General features: G+C 68.3%; 13 protein-coding genes. 8 read left to right on the top strand and 5 right to left on the bottom strand.

Features of this window, described 5'->3' with window-relative positions; translation table 11 throughout:
• The first annotated feature begins 24 nt into the window (after positions 1 to 24).
• From AC5Y5V_RS29160 to AC5Y5V_RS29145, 4 genes are all read left to right on the top strand, one after another.
• Positions 25 to 2,286 (top strand): ATP-dependent DNA ligase, encoded by a 2,262-nt coding sequence (locus tag AC5Y5V_RS29160; RefSeq protein WP_499942246.1) that lies wholly within the window; start codon positions 25 to 27, stop codon positions 2,284 to 2,286.
• Positions 2,283 to 4,229 (top strand): fumarylacetoacetate hydrolase family protein, encoded by a 1,947-nt coding sequence (locus tag AC5Y5V_RS29155; RefSeq protein WP_499942244.1) that lies wholly within the window; start codon positions 2,283 to 2,285, stop codon positions 4,227 to 4,229. The genes AC5Y5V_RS29160 and AC5Y5V_RS29155 overlap by 4 nt, the downstream gene beginning before the upstream one ends.
• A gap of 220 nt (positions 4,230 to 4,449) precedes the next feature.
• Positions 4,450 to 4,914 (top strand): SRPBCC family protein, encoded by a 465-nt coding sequence (locus AC5Y5V_RS29150; protein WP_499942242.1) that lies wholly within the window; start codon positions 4,450 to 4,452, stop codon positions 4,912 to 4,914.
• Positions 4,915 to 4,916: 2 nt separating this feature from the next.
• Positions 4,917 to 6,506, top strand: a complete 1,590-nt coding sequence (locus AC5Y5V_RS29145) for a phytoene desaturase family protein (RefSeq protein ID WP_499942240.1) — start codon at positions 4,917 to 4,919, stop codon at positions 6,504 to 6,506.
• 11 nt (positions 6,507 to 6,517) lie between these two features.
• On the opposite strand, the gene AC5Y5V_RS29140 is transcribed toward AC5Y5V_RS29145, so the two are convergent.
• On the bottom strand, positions 6,518 to 8,638 hold the full coding sequence (locus AC5Y5V_RS29140) for a catalase (RefSeq protein WP_499942238.1): 2,121 nt from the start codon (positions 8,636 to 8,638) through the stop codon (positions 6,518 to 6,520).
• A gap of 114 nt (positions 8,639 to 8,752) precedes the next feature.
• Here AC5Y5V_RS29140 and AC5Y5V_RS29135 point away from each other — a divergent pair, with 114 nt between their 5' ends.
• Both AC5Y5V_RS29135 and AC5Y5V_RS29130 read left to right on the top strand, forming a co-directional pair.
• Complete coding sequence (locus AC5Y5V_RS29135; protein WP_499942236.1) at positions 8,753 to 10,264, top strand: FAD-dependent oxidoreductase; 1,512 nt, start codon at positions 8,753 to 8,755, stop codon at positions 10,262 to 10,264.
• 113 nt (positions 10,265 to 10,377) lie between these two features.
• Positions 10,378 to 11,181, top strand: a complete 804-nt coding sequence (locus AC5Y5V_RS29130; protein WP_499942234.1) for an enoyl-CoA hydratase/isomerase family protein — start codon at positions 10,378 to 10,380, stop codon at positions 11,179 to 11,181.
• A 2-nt stretch (positions 11,182 to 11,183) separates the two neighbouring features.
• Here the strand turns inward: AC5Y5V_RS29130 and AC5Y5V_RS29125 are convergent, their stop codons facing one another.
• The 4 genes from AC5Y5V_RS29125 to AC5Y5V_RS29110 all read right to left on the bottom strand — a co-directional run bounded on the left by AC5Y5V_RS29125 (position 11,184) and on the right by AC5Y5V_RS29110 (position 15,333).
• Entirely contained in the window at positions 11,184 to 12,056 is an 873-nt protein-coding gene (locus AC5Y5V_RS29125; RefSeq protein WP_499942232.1) for a TIGR03619 family F420-dependent LLM class oxidoreductase, read from the bottom strand.
• Positions 12,057 to 12,079: 23 nt separating this feature from the next.
• Positions 12,080 to 12,844: an STAS domain-containing protein gene (locus AC5Y5V_RS29120; RefSeq protein ID WP_499942230.1), complete on the bottom strand. Its 765-nt coding sequence runs from the start codon at positions 12,842 to 12,844 to the stop codon at positions 12,080 to 12,082.
• Between the two features lie 387 nt (positions 12,845 to 13,231).
• A complete protein-coding gene (locus AC5Y5V_RS29115) occupies positions 13,232 to 14,431 on the bottom strand; it encodes a DUF4873 domain-containing protein (protein WP_499942228.1) in 1,200 nt (399 codons plus the stop codon).
• Positions 14,428 to 15,333, bottom strand: a complete 906-nt coding sequence (locus AC5Y5V_RS29110; protein WP_499942226.1) for an AurF N-oxygenase family protein — start codon at positions 15,331 to 15,333, stop codon at positions 14,428 to 14,430. The genes AC5Y5V_RS29115 and AC5Y5V_RS29110 overlap by 4 nt, the downstream gene beginning before the upstream one ends.
• A 129-nt stretch (positions 15,334 to 15,462) precedes the next feature.
• Between AC5Y5V_RS29110 and cobF the strand changes: the two genes are divergently transcribed.
• Together cobF and AC5Y5V_RS29100 are read left to right on the top strand one after the other, a co-directional pair.
• Positions 15,463 to 16,212: a precorrin-6A synthase (deacetylating) gene (gene cobF, locus AC5Y5V_RS29105; RefSeq protein WP_499942224.1), complete on the top strand. Its 750-nt coding sequence runs from the start codon at positions 15,463 to 15,465 to the stop codon at positions 16,210 to 16,212.
• A 170-nt stretch (positions 16,213 to 16,382) separates the two neighbouring features.
• Positions 16,383 to 17,337, top strand: a 955-nt coding sequence (locus AC5Y5V_RS29100; protein WP_499942222.1) for a PE family protein, incomplete at its 3' end; no start/stop codon positions are given.

Below are 17,337 nucleotides of genomic sequence, written 5' to 3'. Positions count from 1 at the left end.
GGTACCGGCAGTACGTTTAAAACCATGGCAACGCAGGGGCAGCGGGTGAAGCTGACCAATGCGGACAAGGTGCTGTATCCGGCGACCGGCACCACCAAGCAGGACGTGTTCGACTACTACACCCGCATCGCGGACGTGATGGTGCCGCACATCGCCGGGCGTCCCGCGACCCGCAAGCGCTGGCCCAACGGGGTCGAGCAGGCGTCGTTCTTCGAAAAGCAGCTGGCGTCCTCGGCGCCGGAGTGGCTGCCGCGCGCCAGCATCACCCACCGCTCCGGCACCACCACCTATCCGATCATCGACAGCCCCGCCGCCCTGGCCTGGATCGCCCAGCAGGCGGCGCTGGAAGTGCACGTGCCGCAGTGGCGCTTCGTCAGCGAGTGGACCCGTCAGGGGGAGCGGTTAAATCAAGGCCCGGCAACGCGATTGGTGTTCGACCTGGACCCCGGTGACGGCGTGACCATGGCGCAGCTGGCCACCGTGGCCCGCGCCGTGCGGGACCTGATCGCCGACATCGGGCTCACCACCCTCCCCCTCACCAGCGGCAGCAAGGGCCTGCACCTGTATGCCCGCCTGGACGAGCCGGTGAGCAGCAAGGGCGCCACCGTGCTGGCCAAACGCGTTGCGCAGCAACTGGAAAAGACGATGCCCAAGCTGGTGACGTCCACCATGACCAAGAGCCTGCGGGCCGGCAAGGTGTTCTTGGACTGGAGCCAGAACAGCGGCTCGAAGACCACCATCGCGCCGTATTCGTTGCGCGGCCGCGAACACCCCACCGTCGCCGCCCCGCGAACCTGGGCCGAGCTCGACGACCCCGCGCTGGGCCAACTCGGCTACGACGAGGTGCTGTCCCGGGTACAGCGCGACGGCGATCTGCTGGCCGGGCTGGACGACGACGCCGGCGCCCCCGACCGGCTGTCCAAGTACCGCAGCATGCGCGACGCGACAAAGACCCCCGAACCCGTTCCTCGGGCCAAACCCGTTACCGGACACGACAATACGTTTGTCATCCAGGAGCACCACGCCCGGCGGCTGCACTATGACTTCCGGCTGGAGCGCGACGGCGTGCTGGTGTCCTGGGCGGTGCCCAAGAACCTGCCGGAGACGACGGCGGTGAACCACCTCGCGGTGCACACCGAGGACCATCCGCTGGAGTACGGCACGTTCGAGGGCAGCATCCCGAAGGGCGAGTACGGCGCCGGCAAGGTGATCATCTGGGACTCCGGTACATACGAGGCCGAGAAGTTCAACAGTGACGAAGTGATCGTCAACCTACGCGGCAGCCGGATCTCGGGGCGCTACGCGCTGATCCAGACGAACGGCGATCAGTGGCTGGCGCACCGGATGAAGGACCAGAAGGTCTTCGACTTCGACGAGATCGCCCCGATGCTGGCCACCCACGGGTCGGTGGCCGCCATGAAGGCGGGCCAGTGGGCCTTCGAGGGCAAGTGGGACGGCTACCGACTGCTGGTCGACGCCGACCGCGGCGACGCGCGGCTGAAGTCCCGCAGCGGCCGCGACGTCACCCGCGAATACCCTCAATTGGCGTCGTTGGCAAAGGGTTTGGCCGACCACCACGTCGTCCTTGACGGCGAGGTAGTGGCGCTGAACAAGGCCGGCGTACCCAGCTTCAACGAGATGCAGAACCGGGTGCGCGCCACCCGCATCGAATTCTGGGCGTTCGACCTGCTGCACCTGGACGGCCGGTCGCTGCTGCGGGCCCGCTACTCCGACCGCCGCAAGCTGCTGGAGACCCTGGCCGCCGGCACCGATCTCGTCGTTCCCGCGCTACTGCCCGGCGACGGCGCCGAGGCGCTGCAGTACTCGAGTGAGCACGGCTGGGAGGGCGTGGTCGCCAAGCGGCGCGACTCCACGTATCAGCCGGGCCGGCGCTCGGCGTCGTGGGTGAAGGACAAGCACTGGAACACGCAGGAAGTCGTCGTCGGCGGCTGGCGGCAGGGCGAAGGCGGGCGCAGCAGCGGCATCGGCGCGCTGCTGGTCGGCATCCCGTCGGGCGGGGGCCTGCGGTTCGCGGGCCGGGTGGGCACCGGGTTCACCGAGCGCGACCTGGCCCACCTCAAGGCGACGCTGGCGCCGCTGCACACCGACACGTCGCCGTTCGACGCCCCGCTGGCCGCGGCCGACGCCAAGCGGGTTACCTTCGTCGAACCGGTTCTGGTCGGGGAGGTTCGCTACAGCGAATGGACCCCGGATAACCGACTGCGTCAACCGAGTTGGCGCGGGTTGCGGCCGGACAAGAAACCGAACGAGGTGGTGCGCGAATGAAGTGGGTTACGTATCGAGGGCCTCACGACCAAGGTTCGGAACGCGCCGGCGTACTCGCCGGCGACACGATCCACCCGGTGGCGCCGGACCTGACGCTGCTCGGGTTGATCGGCCGCGGCGCCGACGGGCTGCGCCTGGCGGGTGAGGAGGCGCTCAGCGGCGCGGAGACGGTGCCGCTGTCCAGCGTGACGCTGCGGGCGCCGATCCCGCGTCCGCCGTCGATCCGCGACTCGCTGTGCTTTCTGGACCACATGCGCAACTGCCAGGCTGCGATGGGCGGCGGTCGGGTCCTCGCCGACACCTGGTACCGCATCCCCGCCTTCTACTTCGCCTGTCCGGCCACCGTCTTCGGGCCCTACGACGACGTGCCGAGGGCGCCCGGAAGCGCCTGGCAGGACTTCGAATTGGAGATCGCCGCGGTAATCGGCGTGACCGGCGCGGACCTGACCGTCGAGGAGGCCGAACAAGCCATCGTCGGCTACATGATCTTCAACGACTGGTCCGCGCGCGACCTGCAGCAGCTGGAGGGCCAGCTGGCGATCGGGCAGGCCAAGGGTAAGGACAGCGGGGTCACGCTGGGGCCCTGGCTGGTGACGCCCGACGAGCTCGCCGAGTACCGCCGAGACGGCCGGCTGGACCTGCAGGTGACCGCGCTGGTCAACGACGCCGTCGTCGGTTCGGGGTCTACCGCGCAGATGGACTGGACCTTCGGCGAGGTCATCTCCTATGCCTCGCGCGGGGTCACACTGCGCCCCGGCGACGTCTTCGGCTCCGGCACGGTGCCCACCTGCACGCTCGTCGAGCACTTGAGTCTTACTGCGCTGGAATCGTTTCCGGGCTGGCTGCACGACGGCGACGTCGTCACGCTGCAAGTGCAGGGGCTGGGGGAGACGCGGCAGACCGTACGCGCCACCAGCGCGCCGCACCCGTTGGCGCCGCGGCCCAACCCCGATGCCGCGCCGGCGCCCGGCCGGGTCAACAGGGCGCGCGCGCTGGTGCCGTACACGCGCGGGCTGCACGAGGTGGGCTCCCGGGTGTGGGCGTGGACGCTGCCCGACGGGGGATACGGCTGGAGCAACGCCGGCCTGGTCGCCGGGGATGGGGCGGCGCTGCTGGTCGACACGTTGTTCGATCTGGCGCTGACCCGCGAGATGCTGGACGCGATGCGGTCGATCACCGCCGGGGCGCCGATCACCGACGCGTTGATCACCCACTCCAACGGCGACCACACGCACGGCAACCAGCTGCTGGACCCGTCGGTGCGGATCATCGCCGCCGCGGGGACGGCCGAGGAGATTGCGCACGGCATGCCGCCGGAGATGCTGGCCATGACGCAGACCGGCAACCTGGGGCCGGTCGCGACGCCGTATGCGCGAGAACGCTTCGGGCACTTCGACTTCAGCGGCATCAAGGTGCGCAACGCCGATGTCACCTTCGATCGGGAACTCAGCATCGACGTCGGTGGCCGACGGGTGGACCTGCTGAACCTGGGTCCGGCGCATACCGCCGCGGACTCGGTGGTGCATGTGCCCGACGCCGGGGTGCTGTTCGGCGGGGACCTGCTGTTCATCGGGTGCACGCCGATCGTGTGGGCCGGGCCGATCGCGAACTGGATCGCGGCGTGTGACGCGATGATCGCCCTGGACGCGCCGATCGTGGTGCCCGGGCACGGTCCGGTTACCGATCCGGACGGAATTCGCGGTGTCCGCGGCTATCTCGCGCACGTATCCGAGCAGGCCGAGGATGCGTATCGTCGCGGGCTGTCGTGGTCCGAATGCGCGGACACCATTGATCTCGGCGAGTACGCGACCTGGCTGGACGCCGAGCGGGTGGTCGTCAACATTTACCAGCGGTACCGCGAACTCGATCCCTCGACGCCGCAGTTGGAGGTGCTGGCGTTGCTGGTGATGCAGGCGGATTGGCTGGCCAAGCGGTCTTCGTAAGGGGCTGTTCCCCGTTTGCCCCACGCGTCACTTCTGCATATCCAGGGCCGACGTCGCATCGATCCTGCGTCCGTGGCCTGCTGCGCCCAGGTTTTTGCGCCGCTACCGCAGGCTGGATGCCGCCTGTGCAGGCTCGATGCGGCCGATCCGTTGCGGGCAGCACTACTTTCCGGCACACGGGGTATCCCGCAGGGGTGGTTCTACCGCGAAAGGATTCCCCATGACTCTGACCAGTGCCTTGACCACGACCCGGGACGTGTCGGCGTCCCGCCAAAGTGTCTGGGACGTGCTGGCGAACGGATGGACGTATTCGCAGTGGGTCGTCGGCAACAGTCGGACCCGTGCCGTCGGGTCGGACTGGCCGGAACCGGGCTCGACGATAAGACATTCGGTCGGAGTCTGGCCGTTGGTCGTCAATGACCAGACTGAGGTCGAAAGCTGTACCCCGGGCGAAGAGCTGGTCCTCAAGGCACGGGTCGGGCTCTTCGGCGCCGCCCGGATCACCCTGCGGCTCAGTGACATTGCGGACGGATGCCGGATCGAGATGATCGAGGTGCCGGTCACCGGGCCGGCGAGCCTGATGCCGGAGCGGTTGGCGCTGCTGGCTGTGTATCCGCGCAACCGGGAATGTCTGTGGCGCCTGGCGGCGCTCGCCGAGGGTCTGCAGCCCAGCCAGGTCGAATAGCCATGAGCGAGGCCGTCGACGCCGTCGTCATCGGAGCCGGACACCACGGGTTGGTCGCGGCGTCGATGCTTGCCGATGCCGGCTGGGACGTGCTGGTGCTGGAGGCGCAGCCCGAACCCGGGGGCGCGGTGCGGAGCGCAGAGTTGATGCCGCGCTACGTCGTCGATCTGTTCAGCTCGTTCTATCCGATGACCGTGGCCTCACCGGCGATGGCCGCGCTGCAGTTGGAGGACCACGGGCTGCGGTGGTCGCATGCACCGGCGGTGGTGGGTCATCCGCGCAGCGCGACCGACCAGGACCCGCCGATCATTTACCGCGATCCGGCGCGCACTGCAGCGGAGTTCGAGCGTCGGGAGCCTGGCGACGGCGACAATTGGTGGCGGGTCGTGGAACTGTGGGAGAAGATCAAGACGCCGCTGCTCAACGCGATGTTGGCGCCCTTTCCGCCGCTGCTGCCGCTGACCCGGCTGCTCGCGAAGCTTGGTACCGCGGAGGCAATCCGCCTCGCCAATCTGATGGTGCAACCGGCCAACACCATGGTCGATCGGCTCTTCGCGGGTGAGGCGCCGCGAGTGCTGCTGCTGGGCAACGCCATGCACGCGGACATACCTCTCGACGCGCCCGGTAGTGGCGCGATGGGCTTCCTGATGACCATGCTCGCCCAAGATTGCGGCTGGCCGGTGCCGGTCGGTGGTTCCGGCCAGCTGACCGCGGCCCTGATGCGGCGCGCGTCGTCCGCCGGCGCCCGAATTGAGTGCGGACACAACGTGTCCCGCATCCAGGTGCGGGCCGGCCGCGCGGTCGGGGTGAGCACCCGGGAAGGGCGGACGGTCAAGGCCCGCCGTGCGGTCATCGCCGACGTGGCGGCGCCGCGGTTGTTCGGCGAGATGGTGCCCGCGGAAACGCTGCCCAACTCCCTGCTGAGCGATCTCGAGCATTACGTCTGGGATCCGCCCGTGGTGAAAGTCAACTACGCGCTGGACGGCCACATTCCGTGGCGGGCCGAGGGCCTGCATGGCGTCGGCACCGTTCATCTCGGTGCCGACGGAGACGGCCTGGTGCGATGGATGGCCGACCTCAACACCCGGGCGGTGCCCGAGCGCCCATTCATGCTGCTCGGACAGACCACGACCGCGGATCCCAGCAGGTCACCCGAGGGCACCGAAAGCGTATGGGCCTACACGCACCTGCCGCGCAACGTGGACGACGACGGGTCGGCGGAACGGCTGGCGAAATCGGTGGACGACGTCATCGAAGAGCACGCGCCAGGATTCGGTGACCGCGTGCTGCACCGGTTCGTGCAGCGCCCGTCGGATCTGGAAGCCGACGACGCAAACCTGCATCGCGGCGCACTCAACGGCGGGACCGCGCAATTACAGCAGATGCTGATCTTTCGTCCCGCCCCCGGCATGGGCCGGGCCGAAACGCCGATCGAGCGGCTCTACCTGGGCAGCGCGTCGGCCACCCCGGGCGGGTCGGTGCACGGCGCGTGCGGCCGCAACGCCGCCAACGCCGCGCTTGCCGCCGACGGCTGGCGAGGGTGGCCGCGACGGACGGCGAACCGGGCCGTCCGTGCGCTGCTGACCAAGTGACGCATCACAGCTCACTTCGGCTTGGCGGGCGGGACCGCCGAGGCCATGACCGCCGGAGCCCGGTCCCACACCCGGTGCATGCCGAGCGCCGCCACCAGGGCCGCGATCGATTTCTTGTCGACGTCGTCGCTGATCAGCACCCCGGGATCGCCCGGGGAGATACCGGCTGACTGCAGGACGGCGGCACCGTCGCCCCAGGCTGCCAGTGGTTTGCAATGGCGGAAAGCCTCCTGCAGCAAGGTCACCAGCTTGATGTCGCCGTTCGGGGCGGTGCCCGCGGCGACGACCACCGCGTCGAACTCGATCGACCGCGCGGTCAGCAGCGTGCGCTCCACGACTTCGGTGCGTCGGCCCGACTTGAGTTGTCCGCCCACCGGCGCGGTGAGCAGGGGCACGGCGCCGGCCGCGAGGACCGCCTTGATCAGTTTCGAGACGCCCGCCAGATCGGACCCGGCATCGGCGATGATGCCGACCTTGCGACCCGCCACCGGTCCGGGTTCCACATAGACCTGCGACAGCGCCGGCGAGGCCACGACGTCGGTGGGCGGTTTGCCTTTCGGCGCAGGCAATCCCAGCCCTGCGGCGACCTGCTCACACAGTTCGGTGTCCACGTTGGCCAGCACTTCCAGCTCGCGCTCCTTGATGGCCTGCTCGTAGCACTTGCCGAGTTCGAAGGTGAAGGCCTCGATCAGGTGCAGTTGTTCGACGCGGCTCAGGCTGCGGTAGAACGTCGCCGCCTGGCTGAAGTGATCCTCGAAGGACACCGGGTTCTCCCGGACGGCCGCGCCCTCGATCTTGCGGGGCGTCTGCACATACCCACCGTCACCCGCATCGGCCACCTTGGGCTCGCCGTCGTCAATGCTGTTGGGGCGGTAAGGCGCCAGGCCTTTGTGGATCGCGGTCTGGTGCATGCCGTCGCGCAGCATGTCGTTGACCGGGCAGTGCGGCCGGTTGATCGGCAACTGGGCGAAATTCGGTCCGCCGAGCCGGGTCAGTTGGGTGTCGAGGTAGGAGAACAACCGCGCCTGCATCAGTGGGTCATTGGTCGGTTCGATGCCGGGAACGAGATTCCCGGTGTGAAACGCCACCTGCTCGGTCTCCGCGAAATAGTTGGTCGGGTTGCGGTTCAGCGTCATCTTGCCGATGAGCGTCACCGGAACCAGTTCCTCCGGGACGAGTTTCGTCGGATCGAGCAGGTCGATTCCCTCGTAGGTCTCGGTGCCGTCGTCGGGAATGACCTGAATCCCGAGTTCATATTCGAAGAAGGCGCCCGCGTCGATCGCATCGGCCATGTCGCGACGGTGGAAGTCGGGGTCACAGCCGGCGGTGATCTGCGCTTCTTCCCATACCTGAGAGTGCACGCCCGCCGCGGGCTTCCAGTGGAACTTGACCAAGGTGGTCTTGCCCTTGCGGTTGACCAGTCGGAAGGTGTGCACGCCGAACCCTTCCATGGTGCGGAAGGAGCGCGGGATGCCGCGGTCGCTCATGTTCCAGAAGACGTGGTGAGTGGCTTCGGTGTGCAGGGAGACGAAGTCCCAGAAGGTGTCGTGCGCGGACTGTGCCTGCGGGATCTCCCGGTCGGGGTGCGGCTTGCCGGCATGGATGATGTCCGGGAACTTGATGCCGTCCTGAATGAAGAACACCGGAATGTTGTTGCCCACCAAGTCGAAATTGCCTTCGCTGGTGTAGAACTTCACCGCGAAGCCGCGGGTGTCACGGACCGTGTCGGCGGAGCCGCGCGAGCCGAGCACCGTGGAGAAGCGGCAGAACACGTCGGTCTTCTTGCCTTTGCGCGCCAGGAAGTCCGCCCGGGTGTAGTCCGAGGCATTGCCGTACGCCTCGAAGACGCCGTGCGCGGCGGCGCCCCGCGCGTGCACGACGCGCTCCGGGATGCGCTCGTGATCGAAATGCGTGATCTTTTCGCGCAGATGGAAGTCCTCCAGCAGGCTGGGACCGCGGGTGCCGGCCTTGAGCGAATGGTCGGTGTCGGGCAGTCGCAGACCTTGGGCGGTGGTCAGGTATTCGCCTTGCTGGGTGCGGGGATCGGCGTCGGGACCCTCGCCATCAAGAGGGGCGCCCGTCGCGCTGGCGCGGCGCGGCGCGGATTGTGAGGGCTTGCGGGCTGCAGGCATGTGGACTCCCAGGCTGATTTAAAGGTGATAATGCGCGGATTGCCTAAATCGGTGCATCGAAACGTCGACCGCGAAATTCGTTTGTCGGCGGGAGTTGGGGGTACGAAGCAACGAGTGACTTCGCTATGGCTTGCCGATCGCACCGAAAAACCTTGGACCGCAGGCGCGCTTGACAGCGGCCCGGCTTCCGCGGACGTCGTCGTAGTCGGCGCCGGCATCACCGGCCTGACCACCGCGGCGCTGTTGGCGCGCGCCGGCAAAGATGTGTTGGTGCTGGAGGCGCGCACCGTCGGCGCCTGCGCCACTGGGAACACGACCGCCAAGATCAGCCTGCTACAGGCCACCCACCTGTCGAAGGTCTTGCACCGGCACGGCAGAGACACCGCCCGCGCCTACCTCGACGGCAACCGCGAAGGCATGGAATGGGTGCTTGAGCACTGCGCGGCCAGCGGGGTGGCGGTTCAGCGCGAGGACGCCTACACCTATGCCCAGTCCAGCAAGGGCGTCGCGGCCGCACGCGCCGAATTCAAGGCATGCACGGCGGCGGGACTGGATGTCACCTGGGAGGACGACGCCGATGTGCCGTTTCCCTACCACGGCGGAGTGCGGCTGGCCGGGCAGGCGCAGTTCGACCCGATGCGGTTCCTGGATTCGCTGGTCGTCGAGTTCCTCGGGCACGGCGGGCGGCTGGTCGAGCATGCGCGGGTGCGCAGCGTGTCCACGCGCGGCGACGGGGTGCGGGTCGTCGTCAACGACGAGTCGCGGCAGGACGTCGACGTGCACGCCGCACAGCTGGTCCTGGCCACCGGGATACCGATCCTGGATCGCGGCGGTTACTTCGCGCGGGTGAAGCCCCAACGCTCCTATTGCCTGGCGTTCAAGGTTCCCGGAAGCCTCACGCGGCCGATGATGATCTCGACCGATTCGCCGACGCGTTCGGTGCGCTATGCACCCGTGGCCGACGGCGAATTGCTGATCGTCGGCGGCGCGGGACACACCGTTGGGCGCAGCAAGAGCCCGTCCAAGGCGCTCGACGAGCTGTCCTCGTGGACTCGTCAGCACTATCCGGGCGCGGTGCAGACGCATTTCTGGTCCGCGCAGGACTACACCCCGATCGACGAATTGCCGTACGTCGGCCCCATCTTGCCGAACGTCGAAAGCATCTTCATTGCAACGGGATTCAACAAGTGGGGGATGACGAACGGCCCGGCGGCGGCATTGGCGTTGTCCAGCCGGATCCTGGGCGGACGGATGGATTGGGCCAGTGCGTTCGCCAGCTGGAGCCGGCATGAGCTGTCGGGTCTGGTCACCGCCATGCAGTCCAATCTCGAAGTCGGGCTGAACCTCGGCCGCGGCTGGATCACACCGGCGACGCGCTGGCTCAGCCGCAGTCCCGGGGACGACGAGGGCGGCGTGGTCAGCGGACCGCCGTGGCACCTGGAAGCCAGGTCCCGGGTCGACGGCGTGGAGCGCACGGTGTCGCCGGTGTGCCCGCACCTCGGCGGGATCGTCAACTGGAACGACGCCGACCAAGCCTGGGAGTGCCCGCTGCACGGATCGCGGTTCGCCCCCGACGGCACCCTGCTGGAGGGCCCGGCCACCACCGACCTGACCGCGTCGAGCTAGTCCCATGCGGCACAGCACATTTGGGGTGAAGATTTTGCCCGCCGGGCAACACTCCGCATGTTTCTGAGCCGCCCGCCTGCGGGTCCCGCAGCACCGTCACCTACGGTGCGGAGATGGCTGCCGTCGAACTCGAAACGCTCGAGGACCAGATCGCCCTGATCACGCTGAACCGTCCGGAACGTCTCAACGCCATCGACGGTGCGCTGATCAACGCCATGGACGACGCGCTGACGGCGCTGAGCGACGGCGACTACCGGGTCGCGATCCTGACCGGAGCCGGACGCGGATTCTGCGCCGGCGCCGACCTCAGCGGCCAAGGCGAGCCCTGGACGAAACCGCGGACCCAACCGCCATACAAGACCAGCTACGACGCACAGGTCCGACTCGCCGATCTCTACCTGCGCCAATACGAGCTGCCGATCCCGGTGATCGCCGCGGTCAACGGTGTCGCCGTCGGCGGCGGGTTGGCGTTCGCGCTGCATTCCGACATCCGGATCGCCTCCGAAAACGCCCGCTTCGGTTCGGTGTTCATCAAGGCCGGCTTCTCGTCGATGGACATGGGCACCAGCTACCTGCTGCCCAAGATCGTCGGCGCCGGCGTGGCGCGCGAACTCATGCTGACCGGCCGCATCATCGACGCCTACGAGGCCCACAGCCTCAGGCTGGTGCACGAGGTGGTCGCGGCCGACAACCTCATTCCCAAGGCCCTCGACAAGGCCAGGGAGATCGCGGCGAACAACGCATTCGGCGTGTGGCAGACCAAGGTTGGGCTCAACGCGGCGCTGGACGCGCCGAGTCTGCGGCACGCGATCGAACTGGAGAACCGCACCCAGATGCTGACGGGTTTCACCAACAATCCGGCCGAGGCCGCCAGGGCGCACCAGGAGAAGCGCGCCCCGAAGTGGGACCCCATGTAGGCCTATGTGAAGCTCGACATCACCTTGTCGGCGTAGCGCTGCAGGTTGCGCAGCTTCTTCTCCAACGGCTCGGGGTCGGGCCCCTTGATGTAGGGGTAGCGGAACCCGACGATGCAGTCGGTGACGCCCTGGTCCTCCAGCCGCTTGACGCCGTCGACGGTGTAGGCGTCCATCGAGATGACGTGAATCTCGAACGGCCCCGACGCCCCCTCCTCCGCGCGAAACTTCTTGACGCGGGCGATAAGTCGGTCCAGCTCCTCAGGTGAACTGCCGCCGCCGTGCATCCACCCGTCCAGCCGGGCCGCGCGCCGCAGCGCCACGTCGGCGTGGCCGCCGACGAGGATCGGGATCGGCTCGGTGGGAGCGGGACTCATCTTCGTCTTGGGAATGTCGTAGAACTCGCCGTGGTACTCGAAGTACTCGCCGGTGGTCAGGCCGCGGACGATCTCGATGCATTCGTCCATCCGCTTGCCGCGCTTCTCGAACGGAATGCCCATCAGCTCGTAGTCCTCCGGCCACGGGCTGGTCCCGACGCCGAGCCCCAACCGGTTGCCGGTGAGCGCGGCCAGCGAACCGGCCTGCTTGGCGGTCAGCGCCGGATGCCGCACCGGCAGCTTGAGGACGAAGAAGTTGAACCGCAGCCGCGTGGTCACGGCGCCCAACGCCGCCGCCAGCACAAACGCCTCGACGATCTCCTTGCCGTCCAAGAACTCCCGGTTGCCGTCGGGCGTGTACGGGTACTTGGAGTCGGATTCGAAGGGATAGGCGATGCTGTCGGCGATCGTCATGCTGTGATAGCCGGCCTCGTCGGCCGCCTTGGCCAGCGGGATGTAATGCGAAGGGTCGGTCAGGGATTCCGCGTAGCTGAATCGCACGTCAGGATATTAAGCCCGCCGGCCTACAGCTGATTCTCGGGGCCGATGACCGCCCACACGGTCTTGCCCGACGCCCGGGGCGTGCTGCCCCAGTCGCGCGACAGCGCGGCGACGATCGCCAGGCCGGACACGTCGATTCCTTTTTTGGGCGACGGCAGCCGCACCGCGGGCGTGGGGCTCGCGTCGGACACCGCGATCGTCGCGGTCGGCCCGTCGCACTCGATCATCAGCACCGGGTTGCTGCCCGTGTGTTCCAGCACGTTCTCGACGAAGACGTTGACCACCACCAGCGCGACGGGGATCAGCCCGGGCTGCGACCACGCGGTAAACCACTCGCGGACCAGCTGGCGGGATTCGCGCAGGCTGGTCAGATGGGCCGGCAGCTGCGCCTGCGCGCGTCGGACCTTGTTGCGGGAAAGCCGGGCGACGGCCTTCAACGCCGTCTTGTCGGTCGCGTAGACGGGCATGAGGCGCGACACTCCGGTGCGCTCGATCGCCTCGCGGCTGGTGCGGTTGCCGCAGACCAGCAGCAGCGGAATGTCGGGCCGCGCGTCGGCCTGCCAGCGCGCGCCGAGGAACAGGGACCACGAGGCATCCTCGGGCACGCGCAGCGCGGTGACGTCGATGATGACGGCGGGCGGCCCGTCGACGGTGGCCTTCATGATGCTGTCGACGAGCGATGCCGAGTTGGCGGTGTCCAGCACACCGTCGACGGTCAGTACCACCACCGACTGTTCTGTGCGCGATGCGACGGCCAGTGAACTGGGTGAATTGGCGATAGCACTCACCTCGGCCCCATCCTGTCGTCCCGTTCCATCTCGTGCTCCTCGAGCTACTGCCTGGCCAATACCCGACAAGTGCCGCCTCGCGGCGGCACAAAACCACTAGTTACTGCTAACCATTCCCGACGGGCGGGACGGTTGAAGCGGTGCGCTCAACCCCTGTGGTGAGGTCACCGCGATTCGGACCAGGGTCAAGAAGGTGCCACGACGTTGCCAGCCCCATCCGCCGACCCCTGCTACGTCGAACATTTCGATCTCGCCGTGTCTTGCCCTCCGCTATTCGCGTCACTTACGGGGATTACCCACTAGAGACGCGTGGTCAACAACCAATGTGGATATAGGTCAGCCTAACCGCATCCCAGGGTTGTCAACAGCGAAGAAATATCGCAGAGGTCAGGGTCGAATCAGGTGGTATCCTGCGGCGCCGACTCCGGCGATGGAGTGCGTGCCCCACGGCGTCCTCTCGGCGATGCGCGCGGGTGCGCTGTGTTTGCCGACGGTCAGCGTCGCCGCCCGCGCCCGCTGCAGCGTGTCGTCGGGAAGTGACCCGAACACCGTGCCCCGCCAGTGGTAGCGGCCGTCGATCGGGTCGAGGTGGCCGCGCAGACGCACGCGCACCGGATGCGGCGCGTCGGCGACCGTCAGTGTCGCGCTGCCGTCGTAAACCTCTCCGTAAACCTCGTCGTCGCCGGTTCCCAGGTCGAATGCCTTGGACGGCGGGTGTACCTCCGGCGGCCCCAGGTGGGCGCGTTCGTTGAACACCCGCTGGCTGCTGCGCAGCACCTCGGCGCGGCCGGTGTCGCCGACCCGGCGCACGCAGTCGGCGATGTAGCGGGTCTGCATGCCGATATCGGGCCCGGCCAGGAAGAAGTAGTTGGGAAACCCGTGCACGGCGATGCCCAGGTAGGGCTCCATCCCGTCGCGCCAGGCCTCGCGGAGGGACAGCCCCCCGGCGCCGACCACCGCGGGCGCCGACTCGGGGATGGCGAACCCGGTGCCGTAGACGACGGCGTCGACGCGGTGCTCGACGCCGTCGGCGGTGCGCACGCCCGACGGCGTCAGCGCGTCGATCGGCGCCTGGACCACCGTCGGCCCGCTGCGCCGCGCCCGCTCGCGCAGCCGGCGCAACGGCGCCGCGGTGCGCAGCGGCACCCAGGGCGACAGGCGCGTGACCACCCAGCGCGGCGCATGCGGGAAGACGGTAACCGTCGCCGACGTGCCTCGCAGCGCGCCCAGGAGGTAGCCGGCTGAGGCGTCGGTGCCGACGACGGCGACCCGCTTGCCGGCGGGATCGAACGGGACGTCCGGGTCCGCGGCGTGGAACGACGCCCCGCGAAAGTCGGCGGCCCCGGCAAACTCCGGCCGCCACGGGACGAAGGGCCCGCGGTCCGCGGCGACAACGATGTGCGCCGGCACGGCCGCACCGGCGCTGGTCCGCACGCTCCAGGTGTCGTCGTCGAACGTCGCGCCCACGACTTCGTGGCCCTTGAGGCGGACGAAGTCGACACCGACCGCTTCCAACTCGGCCCCCATCGCCAGGGCGACATCGCCCGAGCCGACGACGGCGACACCAGCGACCCCCCGCGGGCTCACAGGAATTTGGTCCGCTTCCATCCGTAGCGGGCGATCGGGCCCAGCAGCCCCACCTCGGTCAAAAACGCCGCCAGCGGGGCGAACCCGGCCTTGTGCACTTCGGCCCGGTGCGGGCTGGTGCGCGCCAGCTTGCGGCCCCGCGCCGCGTCCAGACCCACGCGTGCGTACGGGATCGGGTTGTTGAACAGGTAGCGGAAGAAGTACCCGCCAAGGCCGTTCATGTTGGCCATCCACCACCGGTTGAGCCGCGGCATGTCCCGCATCCGCTTGCGCGCGCCGTCGCGGGCGAACTGGATGTGGCGGGCTTCCTCGGTGACGTGAATGCGCATCAGGCGCTGGATCATCGGCTGCAATTGCGGGTCGTCCATCATTTCCCGCTGCAGCGAGTCGAAGATCTCCTCGCCGATCAGCGCGGCCACCCACAGCATCGAGCCGCGCTGGAACACCAACGGCAAGGTGTTGATGACCATGCGGTGCAGCAGCCGCGGCTGCACCGGCTTGGCGCCCATGCGTTCGATGGCCTTGCCGAACATCACCATGTGGCGGGTCTCGTCGCCGAGTTCGGTGAGTTTGTAGTGCACCGACTTTGACGTGGGGTCCTCGTGCAGGATGGTCCGCAGCAGCGACTGGTTGAGCATGTTCTCGAACCAGATGCCCGCCGACAGCGTGTTCACCATCTCCTGGCGGGACAGCTCGATGCGCTGCTCCTCGGTCATCTCGTCCCACATCTCGGTGCCGTACAGCGACACCAGCCGGGGCGGCAGGTAGTACTTGTCCGGCTCCATGGGGGCGTCCCAGTCGATATCGACGACGGGCTCATAGGACTTCTTGACCGACCCCTTGAGCAGGCGCTCGGAGAATTCATCGCGACTCGGCCCACTCGGCTTGACCGCTGTGGTCATCGTTGGTGCCCCTCCCGGTGAGTTAGGGAAATCACATCCATACTCATTACGGATGGTATCCGGTACCAGGGGTACTGGCTAGACGTTTGTTCGCAGCAATTCGGTTGAATCGCAATAGGCTTGTGCATCGTGAGTCGGCGCATCCACGTCATCGGTATCGGCGTGGGCGACCCCGGCTTCGTCACCGCGCAGGCCGTCGCGGCGCTCAACGACACACAGGTGTTCTTCGCCTCCGACAAGGGCCCCGACAAGCGCGACCTCCTCGCGCTGCGCCGCGAGATCTGCGCGCGGTTCATCCGCGAGCCGGGCTACCGCTTCGTCGAGCTGCCCGACCCGCCCCGCGCGCCCGACGGCGACTACCGGCGGGCCGTGTCCGACTGGCACGCCGCGCGCGCCCGGCTGTGGGCGGCCGCGATCGCCGATGAGCTGGCGCCCGACGGCGTGGGGGCCTTCCTGGCCTGGGGCGACCCGTCGCTGTACGACAGCACGCTGCGCATCCTGGACGCCATCGAGAGGGATGCGGCCGAGGTCGACATCGGCTACGACGTCATCCCCGGCATCACCGCGGTGCAGGCCCTGACCGCGCGGCACCGGATCCCGCTCAACGAGGTCGGCGAGCCGGTGCTGATCACCACGGGCCGGCGGCTGCGCGAGCACGGGCTGTCCGGCTCGGCCGTCGTGATGCTCGACGCCGACTGCTCGTTCCGGATTTGCCCGCCGGAGACTTTGATCTGGTGGGGCGCCTATTTGGGCACCGCCGACGAGTTGCTGGTCGCGGGCACCGTCGGCGAGGTCGGGGAGCGCATTCAGGGCCTGCGCGCCGACGCCCGCGCCCGTCACGGCTGGATCATGGACACGTATCTGATAAGGAATCGGTGAGGCGTCGCTAAGGCCCAATTAATGAGGTAACGCACCCCGCGCGTGTCGCGAAATTGCTGTCGGTAGGGGATTTTGCGAACCCGTAAAATGTGATCCAGATCGCGGTACGATCACCTCCTGCCGATCGATCAGAATGGCCGTCGATCGTCGGATTTGCGAGAGGTTCGTCAATGGATTTTGTCATCGCGGCACCTGCCTATGTGCAGGCTGCGGCGTCAGACCTGGCAAGTATCGGGTCGGCGATCAGCAACGCCAGCGCGGCGATCATGGCACCCACAACAGAGATCCTGGCCGCCGGCGCCGACACGGTGTCCACCGAGCTCGCGGCGCTGTTCGGTTTCCACGGCCAGATGTTCCAGGCGTTGAGCGCTCAGGCGCAGATGTTCCACAACCAGTTCGTTGCGTTGATGAATGCCGGCGGTGCGGAATACGCCCTCGCCGAGGCCGCCAACTCCACGCCCATGGAGCTCGCGCAGAGCCTTGGGGTGTTCAGCCCGGTCCAGGAGATCACCGGTCGGCCGCTGGCCGGCGACGGCGCCAACGGGGCGACGCCCGGCGCTGCGGGCCGCGACGGCGGCTGGATCTTCGGCAACGGCGGTAACGGCGCGGCGGGGACCAATGGCACCGGCATGGCGGGCGGTGCCGGCGGCAATGCCGGGCTGATCGGCAATGGCGGCAACGGCGCGGTCGGAGGTAGCGGCGCCAACGGCTCCGTCGCCCTTGGGGCCAACCGAAGCGGCTCTGACGGTGGCGCCGGCGGCAGGGGCGGCAACGGCGGGCTGCTGTTCGGCAATGGCGGCAACGGCGCGGCCGGCGGCCCGGGCGGTAGCGCACTGGGTGCAACCGTGGCCCAGCGCGCGGCTGCCGCCGCGGCCGGCATCCAAATGACCGGCTTCAACGGCGGGGACGGTGGCGCCGGCGGCGCGGGCGGCCGCGGCGGGTTCCTGGCCGGTGACGGCGGATACGGCGGGGCAGGCAACGACGGCGGCACGGCCACCGCGTCGAGCGCGCCCACCGGCCTCGTCGACGCCGGCGATGGCGGCGCCGGGGGCCGCGGCGGCAATGCCGGCTTTTTCTCCGGCCTGGCCGGTGCGGGCGGCAATAGTGGCAACGGCGGGAACGGGG

This window comes from Mycobacterium sp. NGS68 (assembly GCF_059812195.1).
This window is presented reverse-complemented; position numbering and strand designations above follow the sequence as displayed.

Excerpts from the sequence above, each read along its gene's own strand:
- AC5Y5V_RS29160 (WP_499942246.1), top strand. The coding sequence starts at position 25 with ATGGCAACGCAGGGGCAGCGGGTGAAGCTGACCAATGCGGACAAGGTG.
- AC5Y5V_RS29155 (WP_499942244.1), top strand. The coding sequence starts at position 2,283 with ATGAAGTGGGTTACGTATCGAGGGCCTCACGACCAAGGTTCGGAACGC.
- AC5Y5V_RS29150 (WP_499942242.1), top strand. The coding sequence starts at position 4,450 with ATGACTCTGACCAGTGCCTTGACCACGACCCGGGACGTGTCGGCGTCC.
- AC5Y5V_RS29145 (WP_499942240.1), top strand. The coding sequence starts at position 4,917 with ATGAGCGAGGCCGTCGACGCCGTCGTCATCGGAGCCGGACACCACGGG.
- AC5Y5V_RS29140 (WP_499942238.1), bottom strand. The coding sequence starts at position 8,638 with ATGCCTGCAGCCCGCAAGCCCTCACAATCCGCGCCGCGCCGCGCCAGC.
- AC5Y5V_RS29130 (WP_499942234.1), top strand. The coding sequence starts at position 10,378 with ATGGCTGCCGTCGAACTCGAAACGCTCGAGGACCAGATCGCCCTGATC.
- AC5Y5V_RS29110 (WP_499942226.1), bottom strand. The coding sequence starts at position 15,333 with ATGACCACAGCGGTCAAGCCGAGTGGGCCGAGTCGCGATGAATTCTCC.